The organism is Prevotella herbatica, assembly GCF_017347605.1.
Taxonomy (GTDB): domain Bacteria; phylum Bacteroidota; class Bacteroidia; order Bacteroidales; family Bacteroidaceae; genus Prevotella; species Prevotella herbatica.
In genome coordinates this window covers 2,862,384-2,878,810 of the sequence record NZ_AP024484.1, presented here as the reverse complement: position 1 = coordinate 2,878,810, position 16,427 = coordinate 2,862,384, and the positions used below count along the sequence as shown (strand labels likewise).

Genomic DNA, 16,427 nt, shown 5'->3' with positions numbered 1-16,427 from the left:
AAATATACCAAATAGTGAAAATAATCAAAGGTAAAACACATTTATAATACAATTTTATTAATTTTGCAGCAGATAATAAACTCATGGAAAAAAAGAAGATAATTTTTATAATGAATCCTATCTCGGGTACGGTTAATAAATCCGGAATACCGAGCTTGATTGATAAATATATCAATCATGATATATTCGATTATGAGATTTCACTTACAAAATATGCTGGACATGCGTCAGAAATTGCATCTAAAGCTAAAGACGACAACATTGACATCGTCGTAGCTGTAGGTGGTGACGGAACAGTGAATGAAGTGGCTAGAGCCATCGTAAATTCAAACACTGCAATCGGTATAATTCCATGTGGCTCGGGAAACGGACTGGCAAGACACTTGATGCTACCAATGAACTTAGCAAAAGCTATCCAGATAATTAATCTGTGCGAAATACATCAACTTGATTATGGCATAATAAACGATATTCCTTTTTTCTGCACATGCGGAATGGGATTTGATGCTTTTGTAAGCCATAAGTTTGCAGAAGCTGGTAAACGCGGTCCTATAACCTACGTAGAAAACGTTTTAAAAGAGGGGCTGAAATATAAGCCTGAAACTTATGAAATACAAGATGAAAAAGGCATTACACGTCTAAAAGCATTTCTCATATCATGCGCCAATGCATCACAATACGGAAACAATGCATATATAGCACCTCAAGCATCAATGAGCGATGGCTTGATGGATATAATTGTTATGGAACCATTTGATGTAATTGAAGCACCACAGATAAGCATAGACATGTTCAACAAGACTTTGGATAAAAATTCAAAGATAAAGACTTTTAAGTGCAAACATCTAAGCATACATCGCAAAGAACCTGGATATATCCACTATGACGGAGATCCTGTAATGACAGGAAAAGATATTGAAATCACACTAAAAGAAAAAGGTATAAAAGTTATAGTAAATCCAAATGCCAACAAAAAGTTACGCAAACCAAACGCTGTGCAAAACGCTGCAGCCGAACTGTTTAACGAAATAAATATTTTCAGAAAAGACATAAACAGACAAAAGAGACATATTCTGGCTATAAACAAAGTTATCCAACGTAGACTGAATTTATAAATAAAAGTCAGAAACTAAGTTTTCATACCATTCTGAACGTTCATTATGAGTCATCATTGTGAACGTTTTTGCGTCTATGACATCAGAGCGTTTGAGCTTAAATTCCAGCAAATAACGCTTAACCAGTTTACGCTCTACTGTCTTAATTCCATAAATGCGAGATATAAAGAATCCGCATAGACACGCCTCCTGTATAAATCTATCCTTATAATCAGATGGGATAATAGCTGAAAAACAACCTTCATCAGCTAACAATCTCATTGCAGAATGAAACAAATCTGAATAAGACAGCGTATCTGTATGACGCGCTATATTCCGAGTTTGATTAGGATTCTTCAATGAATCAATAAAGAATGGGGGATTTGTTACGATAGCATCAAAACGATCTGTAACTGATAGATTTTGAAAAGAAGTATGCTTGACCTCTATCCTATTAGCGAATATGCTGTTTGCAATATTTCTACCAGCCTGTAAAAAGGCATCCTCTGAAATATCTATTGCCATCAACTCCGCTTTTGGAAACCGCTGTGCCATCATCAAAGCGATCAATCCAGTGCCAGTACCTACATCAAGAATGCGATTGCCTCCTTTAGCCCAAGCTCCAAGCATGACCCCATCGGAGCCTACCTTCATGCCGTCAAAATCCTGATAGACATCAAATTGTCTGAATTTAAAGATATCACTGCTCATATTCAATCATCAGAATAACGTATATCGAATAGATTTATTTTATACATTTTACTGATTTACATATTATTAATTTGATTTTATCACTAGCTTTTGCAGAATTTCTAATTAAAATATGTATCTTTGCAGACCAAAAAGTTATCAATTATAAAAATGAATAACAAATATACATCGATACAAATGATTGCCGACTATGAAGGCGATATCAACAATCTGCTTGATATAAACATCGCCGGCGACATTCCTATTCTTGCTACACGTAACCTAGTATTGTTCCCAGGTATACTTATGCCTGTTTTAGTAGGTAGAGAACCTAGCGTAAAGCTCATAAAGAAACTACAAAAGAACCCTGAAACAATATTCGGAATATTCAGTCAGGAAGATGAAAATGTTGAAAATCCAACTTTCAAGGATTTATATAATAGCGGAGTCTATGCTAAGATTGTTAAAGTTGTTGAGATGCCAGGAGTTGAGAAAAACGTCACTGCCATCATTCAAGGATTAGGAAGATGCCAACTAGAGGATTTAGTAAAGACAAAACCATACTATGTAGGCAAAGTTTCACCTTTAGCTGAAAATATTACACCTGCAAAAGACAAAGATTTCAAAGCTATATACGAAACCGTACTTAACACGGCAAAAAAATACATCACTCTCAGTGATGAAATGCCTGATGAGTCTCAGTTTGCACTTGACAATATACACAATGATGTATTAACGATAAACTATGTTTGTTCAAACTTGCCTTTAGATGTTGAAGAGAAAATAAAACTTTTAAAAGCAAAAAATATACAGGAGCGCGCTTTATCACTACTGAAGATACTTGACCGTGATATTCAGCTAATGAAACTAAAGCAAGATATCTTCCAGAAGACTCGCACCGACCTTGATGATCAACAGAAAGAATACTTTCTGCAACAACAGATAAAGAACATCAAGGAAGAACTTGGACATGGCGAATCTCCAGAGGCACACGAGCTAGCAGAGAAGGCCAAGAACAAGAAATGGAACATAGATGTTTCGAAGACATTTTACAAGGAACTTGAAAAGTTAGAAACGTGTAATCCCCAAAGTCCTGAATACACCGTTCTGGTTAATTACCTACAAAACATGGTGAATTTACCTTGGGGTATATACACTAAAGATGACTTGAATATCAATCGTGCCCAAAAGGTTTTGGACCACGACCACTATGGCATGGAAAAAGTTAAGGAAAGAATCCTTGAATACATTTCCGTACTACAGTTACGCGGAGACCTTAAATCACCAATAATCTGTCTTTATGGCCCTCCTGGAGTCGGCAAAACTTCTCTCGGAAAAAGCATTGCAGAATCTTTACACCGTAAGTATGTACGCGTATCGTTAGGTGGTGTACACGATGAATCAGAGATTCGCGGACATCGCCGCACATATATTGGTGCAATGCCTGGAAGAATCATAAAGAGCATACAAAAAGCAGGCTCAAGTAACCCGGTATTCATACTTGATGAGATTGATAAGGTTACTCAAAACACCGTAAATGGTGATCCTTCATCTGCACTTCTTGAAGTTTTAGATCCAGAACAGAACAACGCATTCCACGATAATTATCTTGACGTGGATTATGACTTATCAAAGGTGTTGTTTATTGCTACAGCAAATGATCTAAATACAATTCCACGCCCTCTACTCGACCGTATGGAAATAATTGAGGTTAGCGGATATATTACAGAAGAAAAGATTGAAATAGCAAAACGCCATCTTCTTCCTAAAGAACTTGAGAATACAGGTCTAGATTCTATAAGACCTAAAATAAAATTCAACAAGGTCGCCCTTGAAAGAATTATAGAACAATACACACGTGAAAGCGGTGTAAGACAACTAGAAAAGCAAATAAACAAAGCTTTACGCAAAATAGCATACGAAAAAGCTGTTAAGGGATATATCGTAGAAAACAACATTACTCCAAACGAAATCGAATCGCTATTGGGTAAAGCACCTTTCTACAGAGATATATACCAAGGTAATGACTATGCTGGAGTAGTAACAGGCTTGGCTTGGACAAGTGTTGGTGGTGAAATCTTGTTTATTGAAACATCACTCAATCAGGGTAAGGGCGGTAAACTCACCTTAACAGGTAATCTTGGTGACGTGATGAAGGAATCGGCAATGATAGCTCTACAATACGTAAAGGCTCACATTGACAATTTAAACGTTGACTACCGCATCTTTGACAACTGGAATATACATATTCATGTACCAGAAGGCGCAACACCTAAAGATGGTCCTTCTGCAGGTATAACAATCGCTACATCAATAGCATCTGCTATAACCCAACGCAAAGTGCGCAAAAATACAGCTATGACTGGTGAGATTACTCTTAGAGGTAAAGTTCTCCCTGTAGGTGGTATAAAAGAAAAAATACTTGCAGCAAAGCGTGCAGGAATAACAGACATCGTGATGTGCAAGGAAAACCAAAAGGATATAGAGGAAATACCTGAGAAATATCGTATTGGTGTAGAGTTCCATTACGTTGAGAATGTTCAACAGGTATGGGATTTCGCCCTAACAGAAGAGAAAGTAGAGAATGCTGTAGAATTTACTATCCCTGAAGAAAAAGACAAATGACATTTGAAGTTCAACACACAGATAACGCAAGCGACGCACGCACAGGAGTCATTACAACCGATCACGGGCAGATAAAGACCCCAATCTTTATGCCAGTAGGCACAGCTGGTACCGTAAAGGGTGTACACTTCAGTGAATTGCGTGATCAGATAAATGCCCAGATCATTCTTGGAAACACGTATCATCTGTATCTTCGTCCTGGATTGGAAACACTCCGTGCAGCAGGTGGATTGCACGGTTTTAACGGATGGGAACGTCCTATTCTTACAGACAGTGGAGGCTTTCAAGTGTTTTCACTGACTGGCATTCGTAAACTAACCGAAGAAGGATGCACTTTCCAGTCACATATTGACGGAAGCAAACACATTTTCACCCCTGAGAACGTTATGGATACAGAACGTGTCATCGGTGCAGACATCATGATGGCACTAGACGAATGTCCTCCTGGCAAAAGTGACTATGCGTATGCCAAGAAAAGTCTTGCTATGACTCAAAGATGGCTAGATAGATGCTTTAAAAGATTTAAAGAGACAGAACCACTTTACGGATACAATCAAAGTCTCTTCCCCATTGTTCAGGGATGCACATATAAGGACTTACGACGCGATGCTGCGAAATTTGTTGCTGACAAAGGTGCTGACGGAAATGCCATAGGTGGTCTTGCTGTAGGAGAGCCAACTGATATCATGTATGAGATGATTGAAGTGGTTAACGAAATCCTACCAAAAGACAAGCCTCGTTATCTAATGGGAGTTGGAACACCTCAAAACATTTTAGAAGCAATAGAGCGTGGTGTTGACATGTTTGATTGTGTTATGCCTACACGTAACGGGCGCAACGCATTATTGTTTACTTACAATGGGACAATGAACATGCGTAACAAAAAATGGGAGAATGATTTCACTCCAATTGACGAAGACGGATGTGAAGTTGACAAAGTATATACCAAAGCATATCTCCATCATTTGTTCAAGGCAAAAGAACTTCTTGCTATGCAAATAGGAAGTATACACAATCTGGCTTTCTACCTACGATTAGTTACAGATGCCAGAAATCACATTGAGAAAGGTGACTTTGTTGCATGGAAAAACTCGATAATAGATCAATTAGGTCAACGTTTATAAATAATCATGACGGAATTCAGTAGACTTAAAAAACATCATAAATTATATAGCTTTCTGCGCTGGACCAGCAAGCACCCAGTATGGCTGCACAGATTGGTTAGATGGCTTCATAGCCATACAGCATGGTTGCGTAAAATTTTAAGATGGACATGCCATAAGATGCGTTGGATGAAGTATCTGAATCCTTTACGCTACATCAAGAGAATTGATTGGTATATTATCAAGAAATTTATTGGTACCTACATCTACTCAATAGCCTTGATTATAAGCATATCGATTGTATTTGATATAAATGAGAACTTGGCGAAATTCAGTCAATATCATGCGCCTTTAAAAGCCATTGTTTTTGATTATTACATGAATTTCATACCATACTTCGCCAATCTGTTCAGCCCATTATTTGTCTTCATTGCGGTAATATTCTTTACGTCAAAACTAGCAGGAAACAGTGAAATTATTTCCATGCTTGCTACAGGTATATCTTTTAGACGTCTTATGCGTCCATATATGATTTCATGTATATTGTTATCTTCGTTGTCTTTTTATTTAAGTGCATACGTTATTCCGCATAGTAATGTCATAAGGCAGAATTTTGAGTCAATGTATAAAAACAAAAAGAAAAACACTGCCGCAGATAATGTTATGCTCCAAGTGGAAAGAGGTACAATTGCGTATATTCAGCACTATGACAACAATGCGAAAAAAGGCTATGGATTCTCTTTAGACAAGTTCAACAACAAAAAACTTGTCAGCCACATGACAGCAATGGAAATCCAATATGATACTGTGAGCGACTCAAAATATCACTGGTCAGCCAGTAATTATAAGATACGCAGATTTAATGGATACCGAGAACAAATAGAGACAGGAGCAAGAAAAGATACTTTAATACAAATGGAACCTAATGACTTGGTGTACTCAAAAGGACAACAAGAAACATTCACAAGTCCTGAACTACAAAATTACATAGCAAAACAAATAGATCGTGGTTCCAGTAATGTAGTACAATATCAGGTAGAATATCACAAACGAATAGCTGCAAGCTTTGCATCATTCATACTGACGATTATTGGTCTTTCACTATCAGCAAAGAAACGTAAAGGCGGTATGGGTATGTATCTTGGAATAGGTATGGCACTCAGCTTTATATATATAATGTTGCAGACGGTATCATCAACATTTGCCATAAATGCTAATCTCCCACCAATGATAGCAGCATGGATACCAAATATAATATTTGCCGCTGTGGCTTATTTCTGCTACAGACAGGCACCAAATTAATAAAAAGAAATTTATGTATTTCGACGAGTTAAATTTAAATGAAAACGTACTAGACGCTCTATATGATATGCATTTTGACGAATGCACACCTGTTCAGGAAAAATGTATTCCTGAAATATTAAAGGGCAAAGACGTATTAGGGGTAGCACAAACAGGAACAGGAAAAACGGCAGCATATTTATTGCCCGTATTAAGTAAACTGGATGACGGCGGTTATCCCGACAAGGCGATAAATTGCCTTATTATGAGTCCTACACGCGAACTTGCACAACAGATAGACCAAGCGATGCAAGGATTTGGATATTACCTTAACGGGGTAAGCAGTGTTGCCGTTTACGGCGGTAATGACGGAAACCGTTATGATCAAGAGATTAAGAGTTTACAACTTGGAGCAGACATTATTATTGCCACACCAGGACGACTTATTTCTCATATCAGTCTTGGCAATGTCGACTTGAGTAAAGTCTCATTCTTCATTCTTGACGAAGCTGACAGAATGCTTGATATGGGATTTTCTGATGATATCATAAAGATAGCAAATAAACTACCAAAGACTTGCCAAACAATCATGTTTTCGGCAACAATGCCTAGCAAGATTGAGGGACTAGCAAAGACTTTGCTAAAGGATCCAGTAGAACTAAAACTTGCTGTTAGTAAGCCTGCTGAGAAAATAAAGCAGATGGCTTATGTTTGTTATGAAACTCAGAAAATGGGTGTCATAAAAGATATATTCAAGAATGGTGATCTTCAGCGTGTAATCATCTTCTGCGGAAGCAAAATAAAAGTAAAGCAGGTAGCTGGTGCTCTTCAACGCAAGCATATCAATTGTGGTGAAATGCATTCAGACTTGGATCAGGCTACTCGTGATGATGTGATGTTCAAATTCAAGAGTGGACAATTAGATGTACTCGTAGCTACAGATATCGTATCACGTGGAATAGACATTGACGACATTGCAATGGTAATTAATTACGATGTGCCTCACGATGCAGAGGATTATGTTCATAGAATTGGACGTACTGCAAGAGCTGCACGTACTGGTACAGCAATAACTTTTGTATCAGAAGATGATATTTACTATTTCCAGCAGATTGAGAAATTCCTTGAAAAAGATGTAGAGAAAGTTCCTCTACCTGTAGGATTAGGTGAATCACCAGAATACAAGTCTGACGGAAAGCCTAAGAATGGAACTTCAGCAAAGAACCGCAGGAGAAATGACAGAGACCAGTCAACACACAAGGATAAGAAGCAACAGAACCACAGACAGAAAAATAGCAATGCGAACAACGCAACTACAACAGAAGGTGAAGTCGCACCAAAAAGTAATTATCCAAAGAAACGCTATTATACAGCTGAAGAAAGACGTGAATACAAAGCACGCAACAGCAATAAGGGTGAATACAAAAAGAACGATCAGCAGTCTACTGAAAAGGGAGCGGAGCCACGCAAAAAATATGATGAGACAAAACCTCAATACAATAAGCGACGTGGAAATGTAGAAGGCAACTACAAGAAGAGAAACAATCCACAGGCTGCTAACGCTAAACCTAAGCGCAATACGACTGTACCAAACACTCAAAAGCCAATCAAGAAAGAAAACACCATTAAGAAGTTATTTAAGAAGATGTTCAGCATCAAATAAATATTAGTCCGGTATTAACATACCGGACTTTCTTTTTATCCATAATGAAAAGAAACAACATATTACATCTGCATTACCAAAAGACCACAAGGCTATAAAAAACTATCTTTTTTACACAATTATAGCAAAAAAAATAACTATTTGTTTGTCTTCTAACTAAAAAAACATATCTTTGCAATTATAAAGAAATAGAGCACACTTAATTTAACCAACCAATAAAAGAAGAAAGATTATGAAAGCAACAGAAGTTGTAGAAAAGCTGAAAAACAGATTTCCAAATGAGCCTGAATATATTCAGGCAGTGAGTCAAGTACTGGGAACAATTGAGGATGAATATAACAAGCATCCAGAATTTGAAAAAGCTAATATTATTGATCGTCTTTGCATTCCAGACCGCCTAATAGAATTTCGCGTATCATGGGTAGACGATAAAGGTCATGTTCAGACAAACATGGGCTACCGTGTTCAGCACAACAACTGTATCGGTCCTTACAAAGGAGGTCTACGTTTCCACAAATCAGTGAATCTATCAATATTAAAGTTTCTTGCATTTGAGCAAACATTCAAGAATTCATTGACAACACTCCCAATGGGTGGAGCGAAAGGTGGATCTGACTTCTCGCCACGTGGCAAGAGCAATGCTGAAGTTATGCGTTTCTGCCAAGCATTCATGACTGAGCTGTATCGCCATATAGGTCCTAATGAAGATGTCCCAGCTGGAGACATAGGTGTAGGTGGTCGTGAAGTTGGATACATGTTCGGTCAGTATAAAAAACTCACACACCAATTTGTTGGAATCCTTACTGGTAAAGGTCAGGAATTTGGTGGTTCACTTATCCGCCCAGAAGCTACAGGATATGGCAATGTATACTTTCTTCAGAACATGCTAAAGACTCGTAACATTGACATTAAAGGTAAGACCGTACTTGTTTCTGGTTCTGGAAACGTAGCTCAGTATACTATTCAGAAACTTCTAGAATTGGGTGCAAAACCAGTTACTTTGTCAGATTCAAACGGCTACATATATGATCCTGATGGTATAGACGAGAAAAAACTTGCATACGTCATGGAACTTAAGAATATTGAGCGCGGACGTATTAAGGAATATGCTGAGAAATATGGAGTTAAATATGTAGAGGGAGCAAAACCTTGGTCTGAAAAAGGCGATATAGCTACGCCTTGCGCTACACAAAATGAAATAAACGAAGAGGCTGCAAAAATTCTCATTGCTAACGGCGTTATCGCTGTTAGTGAAGGTGCCAATATGCCAACTGTTCCTGCAGCAATCAAGCAATTCCAAGATGCTAAGATTCTATATTGTCCAGGAAAGGCGTCTAATGCTGGTGGTGTTGCAGTATCAGGTCTTGAGATGAGTCAGAACTCAGAGCGCCTTAAGTGGACACGTGAAGAAGTTGATGCTAAATTACACGCCATTATGGATGACATCCATGAAAACTGTGTAAAATATGGCACAGAACCTGATGGATATATTAATTATGTAAAGGGTGCAAATGTTGCCGGTTTCCTAAAGGTTGCCAAAGCAATGCTTGCTCAAGGAATAATATAATTTTTCACTGAAAGAAAAATCGTGTAGGAGGTAAATACTAATTATAGGTATTTATCTCCTACTTTCGTTTTGCCCCACCTCTCACCCCATCGTATGTGCCGTTCGACATACGGCAGTTCCTCATTTAGGATACCATTTGACATACTCACCATATAGGGTTAGCATACCCATATAAATGTAATCACACATTAGCAGATGTGTATTCCGAGCATAAAATAAGGGATGACATATATTATCATCCCTTATTTATATTAATTTGCAAAAAACAATGCTTACTTCAACAAATCAGCAACCTTGGCAGCAAGTTCTTCACCACGCAAGTTCTCACCAATTACTTTGCCTGTTACTGCATCCACAATAAATATTGCAGGAATAGCCTGAACATGATACAAATCATCTACACCACTCTTGTTAATACCATTAGGCCATGGCAAATTTTCCTTCTCAAGAGCTTTCTTCCAGGCTGCTTCACTCTTGTCTATCGAAACACTTATTATCTCCAGTCCTTTCTTGCTGTTGGCAGCATAGATACTCTTCAGATTAGGAATTTCCTTACGACATGGCACACACCAGCTTGCCCAGAAATCAACCAGAAATATCTTTTTTCCTTTCACTGTCTTGGCAGCTTCATTAACTTTACCTTTGGCATCAGTGAAACTGAACTTCGGATAATCCTTGCCTATCAGCCCTTCTGGAGAAATCTTTTTCTTCAACAACTGACCATAATAACTCTGCTGGGCTTCTGTAGAAAACTGTGCCCAGTCTGCCGCATTTTCCTCTGTGAAATAAGAATACAGAGCCAACATAGAGAATGGTCCCCACCACGAGTCTTTGTTGTCGGCAGCAATAGCTTTATAGGTCTTTTCCACTTCTGTGAAGAATTTTTTCTCAGCAGTGACATAACCCACACTCTTCATATCTGTATATCCATTATGAAAAGCTTCATACAGAATATCCAGATATTTGCGCTTGGCATCTATCTTACTTATATACTCGGCCTCAAGCGGACTGTTGACAACTTTGACATCAGAACCATAATAATAAGTTCCCCTGTCTGTAACATTTTTCCCAGCAGCAGCAGTAACCTTAGGTGTTTCTCCCTTGTCGGTCATTAACTGAGCAACATAACCATCGTAACCCTTGACCTTGAATCCCACATAGCGAGGTTCATCCATCGGAACCGTGACAACACACTGACCGTTCATCACTTTGGCTTCAGCAACAGCCGGTTCTTTACTCTGATGCGTGTAGGCATACACGGCTTCAATCTCTGTGCCATCAGGTAGTCCACTGATTTTCAGGGAAACAACAGACTGTGCGTTCACTGCCACACAGGCAGAAAAGGCAATTAGCAAAGCTGATAATTTTTTCATTATATTCATTTTATTACTTTTCAACATTCTGGGTAATACTGCCATTACCGGCATTTTCAATAGCTCCCTGAGGGAACGGGAATGTCCACATATAACTTGAAGGAGAAAGTGTCACGGTCTTGCCGTCTTTCTCTTTGCTTAACGTATGAGTATAGATTCCCTCAGCGTTATATCTTCTAGCATCAGCAAAAGGAACGATGCTGTAAATCAACAGATTATCCTTTTCCCGGCGTATATACTCTATGGCCTCGGCAACAGACGAAGCAGTAAGCGATTCATACTTATCAGTACTGACAGTATGCTTTCTTACTGTATTAAGAACATTCATAGCCTCAGTCAGTTGATTATCACGTGCCAGGCATTCAGCCTTTATGAGATATTGTTCCACTGTGCGCATACCATTGTAATTGATTGTTCCGGTGGTAATGCCACGGTAATAAGTCTCAGAACCGACAGTATAAAGTTTCCAGTTACATTTGAAATAAATATCACCGTCTTCAAACATTTTTGCTCTCCACTGTGGCATATTATTGATTCTGGCACCAGAAGAACTGCTGCCATAGTTGAAATTATAACTTTCCACGCAGTTGAATCCAAGAGGAGTCTGTGAAGTTTGAGCTGAATTTTCTGAGTCTATAACACTCTTGTTAGCCTTATAGAATTCATTCCAATCTATCAGTTTGTCATTTATGGCAAGAGCCTTGTTAGCATATTCCAGAGCGTCTGTATAATCCATCATCTGCAGATATATCCTTGCCAGCATCGCATATGCAGCCCCCTTGCCAGGATGCAAGACCGTGGTGCCCATGTCAGGAAGATATGGAATAGCTTCTTTGAGATCATTTATCATAAAATTATAAATCTGCTTTACCGTAACCTGAGTGTAAGAAGCCCCCACTTCACTGCTTGTTATCAAAGGTACGCTGAGCGTTTCTGCAGCACTACTGCTCTGATAAGTGTCAGCATAATAATTGGCCAATAGAAAATAATGCATCGTCCTAAGCACTTTAGCATATGCCACTACTTCATTTCTTTCAGCATCAGTAGCCTCTGTAGCCGTAGGCGCATTCTCTATCACAAGATTACAGTAGTTGATACCGGAATAAGCTACATAATACGTAATCTCGTCGCTATTGTTATAATAAACACGGTCTACAGATGTATCCCAATTGTAGTTGGCTGCATACATAGGATAATAACTAGCATAGGAATTAGTGAGGTAGAGATCGTTAAGCAAATAAGCCGACTGACCTACATCCATTCGGTGAACATCATACTCGTCACGCAGAAAAGCCTCATAATCCGCAAGCGTAGCCGGAATTTTCTTCCCCTTGGGTTTCTCGTTAAGATAGTCATTGCACGAAGTAAACAGCAAAACTGCCGCGAGAACAGTCATTATGGTTGAAATATATGTCTTCATCATATTTTCTTGTTTTATTAGTTTAGAAATTCAGGAATAAACCTACCATATAGTTTGTGGCATTATAACCGCCCAACTGGTATTTAGCCTGATCGGTATGCGTCCACATACAAGGATTTTCCACATTCACCTGCACACGGGCATTCTGCATAGACAACCTTCTGCATACAGAAACTGGTATGTGATAAGAAAGAGAAATATTACTAAGCTTTAGATAGTCAGCATCCAATATATTTTGTGAAGAATAGTAGTACACGTTGTAAAGTTCTGAAGCAGAATAACCGCTTTCAGCAAATATAGCCCTTGGAACATTCGTGTAAGCCTCGTCACCGGCTTTCTGCCAGCGGCCAGCAAGCGCTGAAGAAGCACTGGCTATATTGGTTATATATCCCAGACGCGAATAAGAACAAGTAAGGAATGCAGGATTGACATTACGCATTATATGTCCGCCGGCATAAGTAAACAGAATGTTGAAATCAAAGTTCTTATATGAAATCTCAGCACCTAAAGAACCATTATATTTAGGAACTGTAGTTCCCTGATATTGAAGAGATTCCAGATTAGTAGGCTGATGGCTTGTTATTTCTCCTTTTTCATCATACACTTGTGGAAGTCCATTAGAACTCAGTCCAGCCCATTTATATCCGAATATAGCATTATATTCATATCCTATAGTAGGATAAGCTGACGCATGGTCAAGGGCAAGATAATACACTGGAGCCTTGACATTCACGTAGGTAACCTTGTTTTTGTTATATCCAAAAGTGGTATTGGCGGAAATGCGCCAGTCCTGACTATGCAAGATTAAACCTTTAAGAGAGACCTCAAAGCCACGGTTATTCATTTCTCCGTTGTTTATAGTATATGTGCTGTAGCCGTATCCTTCCGTAGGCACGCCCATAGTGCTGGCGAGCAAGTCTGTACCTTTCTTGTTGTAATATTCCAAAGTACCATTGAGTCTGTTGCCTAGCATCGCAAAGTCCACACCCAAATTAAAGGTGTTGGTCTTTTCCCAAGAAAGTTTTGGATTCGGCCGTGAAGACACATATCCATATTTCCCACCCACATTATTATTAGTATAGTAAGATGCCACCAAATATGGAGCTGAGTCTTTAGACACATTACCACCGATACCATCACTCACACGCAGCTTCAGATAATTCACCCAAGGAGCGTCAAACCATTTTTCCTTGCTGATAATCCAACCAGCACCGAGGCTCCATGTGGGTTTGTTCTGAAACTTACTACTGGTGCCCCAGAGATTAGAACGGTCCCATCGTAGACTTCCAGTTACCGTATAGCGGTCATCATAAGTATACGAAGCATTACCATATACAGATACAAAACGGTTGGTATTCTCATAAGAGGCATTCAAATCTGTAGCCTGCAGATAACTGTAGTTCCCAAGTATTCCAGTAAATCCGGAAACCAACGAAGTTTCATCCACTGTTCCAGAACTTAACATATCCGTGTCATAGTTGAACATTTGGCTGCGATGCATATCAATCTTGGTGTCACGTGTCTCTGTACCCAATATGGCAACGACATTATGCACATTTCCAAAAGTCTTATTGAAGTCCAGCTGCTGGCGGAAGTTAAGCGTCCTCACATACTGGTCTCTGCGGTTAAAAATATTTCCATAAGGAATGGCATAAACAGCAGAGCCATTTTTGTTATAAGCAAAATTGTCAACCTTGTTTCTGGCGGCTATACTCTGCTTGTCCGCTATCTGCTCATATTTATACGACGAACGCTCATATTGGAATGAAGCTGAGTATTTCAGCCACGAGGTTAATTCGATATTCAATCTTGCATAAGCTCTGACGTTGAAACCCTTTGTAACAGCCGTATTGCGATTAAGTTCATCCAGAGGAGTAATGTCAAGATTATACAGTCCATACTTGTTTATCAAATTGACTGTCTCTGTGCTCAGGTAACTATTCTGCGTCTTTGTATAATTACTGCCGTCTGAATTTACCAAATCATCATAAGGCAATACACTATAACCTGGACTCATGACATCATATCCCTGCGCATTATCCTGAGAAAATTTCATATAAGCCCCCATATCAAGAGAAAGCCACTTTGTAAACTTAGTGGTATTGGCAAGATTCAGACCAAGCCACTGACTACCACTATACTTATCCTCATTGGCATCGTGACGATAGGTGACATCCGTCTTGAACATATTCTTACCTGTATTGCTGACTATTCCTAGGTTATACTGCTGATACAAAGGATCACGCTTAGCATATTTTGCCATCTGATCATTATAGTTATAACCTTTTGAAGAAAGACTATTCAGCGTCTGTTCCATATCGGTTTGGGATGTATTGCCAGCATAATAATTAAGGATACTGGTAATACCGGCACTTGGATAAACCTTATAATCAAGAAGATTCTGTGCATAACTTGCGGCATTGTTACCTGAAAGATTAGGATTTTGTGATGCCCATTCCTTCTCCAAGTCCACAACAAGTTTAGAATCAGCCATATTGCCAGTATACATTTTATAAGGATGCCAAGTCAGTGTGGTACTGAAAGAAACATCTGTCTTATTTGATTTACTGGTTTTATGCTTTGTTGTAATAACGATGACACCATTGGCGGCACGCGCTCCATATATACTTGCGGCAGCAGCATCCTTTAGAACAGTTATACTCTCTATATCATCAACATTGACGTCAGGCAGACCTTCTTCCAAAGAGCCATACACCCCCATCTTGGTATTCTCTACGGGAAAACCATCAATGACATACAGCGGTGTTTTCGTGGCATTCATAGTTGTCACGCCACGTATAAGTCCATCGTTATATCCAGCCACTTCTCCTTCAAGTAAACTGGATATAGTGTTCATTCGTTTACTCTGAAGATCCTCAGCCGTAACCTTAGAAAAAGAACCGGTAGAACGCTCTTTTGAAAGAGTCTGGTAACCGGTTACCACAACTTCATCAATAGTTGTATGGTCTGCGGTCATAACAAAATTAACATTTTCATTGCGCCCCACCTTTACCCTGGACGTACGCATTCCGACATAACTAACCTGTACGTCACTACAGTTTTCCGGTATCAGGAGTTCATACCTTCCATCTGTTCCCGTAATAGTACCATAAGGTGAGCCAGGAACATTAACTGAAGCTCCGATAAGCGTTTCACCGCTTTCATCCGTTATTACACCGGATATTTGTCTGAGCCTATTTGCGACCGTTTCTTTTTTATCCTGTTTTTTTGTCGCCTTATACGCGATACTAATAAATTTACCCTTAACAGAATAAGTAAAAGGCTTGCCACTCAGAATCTTGGCAACAGCTTCCTCTACTGTTGCGTTACTAATGTTGGCATCAACAGTATAGCCCTTCACGTCGTCTACAACATATAGTATTTTCCATCCTGATTGTTTCTGCACTATCTTCAGTGCACTTGCCATAGATTCACCGCGTAATGAAAGCGTTACAACATTCTTAGGCTGTTGCTCTTCTGCATGTAAAGTCGGTGTGGCAAAACATAATGTGACTATAACAAGCCACAACAAAAGTCTCATCTTTTTTACCATAAATTAAAGTCTATTTTGTGTGAACATAAATAGATACGTTGACAAATTAGAAATGGTG

General features: G+C 39.0%; 10 protein-coding genes. 6 read left to right on the top strand and 4 right to left on the bottom strand.

Annotated features, from left to right (window positions below; translation table 11 throughout):
* Positions 1 to 83 precede the first annotated feature (83 nt).
* On the top strand, positions 84 to 1,115 hold the full coding sequence (locus tag prwr041_RS10820) for a diacylglycerol/lipid kinase family protein (protein ID WP_207153785.1): 1,032 nt from the start codon (positions 84 to 86) through the stop codon (positions 1,113 to 1,115).
* Here the strand turns inward: prwr041_RS10820 and prwr041_RS10815 are convergent.
* Complete coding sequence (locus prwr041_RS10815) at positions 1,110 to 1,805, bottom strand: tRNA1(Val) (adenine(37)-N6)-methyltransferase (protein ID WP_207153784.1); 696 nt, start codon at positions 1,803 to 1,805, stop codon at positions 1,110 to 1,112. The genes prwr041_RS10820 and prwr041_RS10815 overlap by 6 nt on opposite strands.
* 150 nt (positions 1,806 to 1,955) lie before the next feature.
* Between prwr041_RS10815 and lon the strand changes: the two genes are divergently transcribed.
* From lon to prwr041_RS10790, 5 genes are all read left to right on the top strand, one after another.
* Entirely contained in the window at positions 1,956 to 4,409 is a 2,454-nt protein-coding gene (gene lon, locus prwr041_RS10810; protein WP_207153783.1) for an endopeptidase La, read from the top strand.
* Positions 4,406 to 5,533 carry a tRNA guanosine(34) transglycosylase Tgt gene (tgt, locus tag prwr041_RS10805; RefSeq protein ID WP_207153782.1) on the top strand — a complete coding sequence of 376 codons (1,128 nt, stop codon included), beginning with the start codon at positions 4,406 to 4,408 and terminating at the stop codon, positions 5,531 to 5,533. Before lon ends, tgt begins: the two co-directional genes overlap by 4 nt.
* Positions 5,534 to 5,539: 6 nt before the next feature.
* Entirely contained in the window at positions 5,540 to 6,814 is a 1,275-nt protein-coding gene (locus prwr041_RS10800) for an LptF/LptG family permease (RefSeq protein WP_207153781.1), read from the top strand.
* Between the two features lie 13 nt (positions 6,815 to 6,827).
* On the top strand, positions 6,828 to 8,456 hold the full coding sequence (locus tag prwr041_RS10795; RefSeq protein ID WP_207153780.1) for a DEAD/DEAH box helicase: 1,629 nt from the start codon (positions 6,828 to 6,830) through the stop codon (positions 8,454 to 8,456).
* Between the two features lie 232 nt (positions 8,457 to 8,688).
* Positions 8,689 to 10,023: an NADP-specific glutamate dehydrogenase gene (locus prwr041_RS10790; protein ID WP_207153779.1), complete on the top strand. Its 1,335-nt coding sequence runs from the start codon at positions 8,689 to 8,691 to the stop codon at positions 10,021 to 10,023.
* A 272-nt stretch (positions 10,024 to 10,295) separates the two neighbouring features.
* Here the strand turns inward: prwr041_RS10790 and prwr041_RS10785 are convergent, their stop codons facing one another.
* From prwr041_RS10785 to prwr041_RS10775, 3 genes are read right to left on the bottom strand one after another with little or no spacing between them, the layout of a single operon-like run.
* Entirely contained in the window at positions 10,296 to 11,396 is a 1,101-nt protein-coding gene (locus prwr041_RS10785) for a TlpA family protein disulfide reductase (protein WP_207153778.1), read from the bottom strand.
* Positions 11,397 to 11,409: 13 nt separating this feature from the next.
* Entirely contained in the window at positions 11,410 to 12,816 is a 1,407-nt protein-coding gene (locus tag prwr041_RS10780; RefSeq protein ID WP_207155669.1) for a RagB/SusD family nutrient uptake outer membrane protein, read from the bottom strand.
* A gap of 22 nt (positions 12,817 to 12,838) precedes the next feature.
* Positions 12,839 to 16,369 (bottom strand): SusC/RagA family TonB-linked outer membrane protein, encoded by a 3,531-nt coding sequence (locus tag prwr041_RS10775; protein ID WP_207153777.1) that lies wholly within the window; start codon positions 16,367 to 16,369, stop codon positions 12,839 to 12,841.
* Between the last annotated feature and the right edge of the window lie 58 nt (positions 16,370 to 16,427).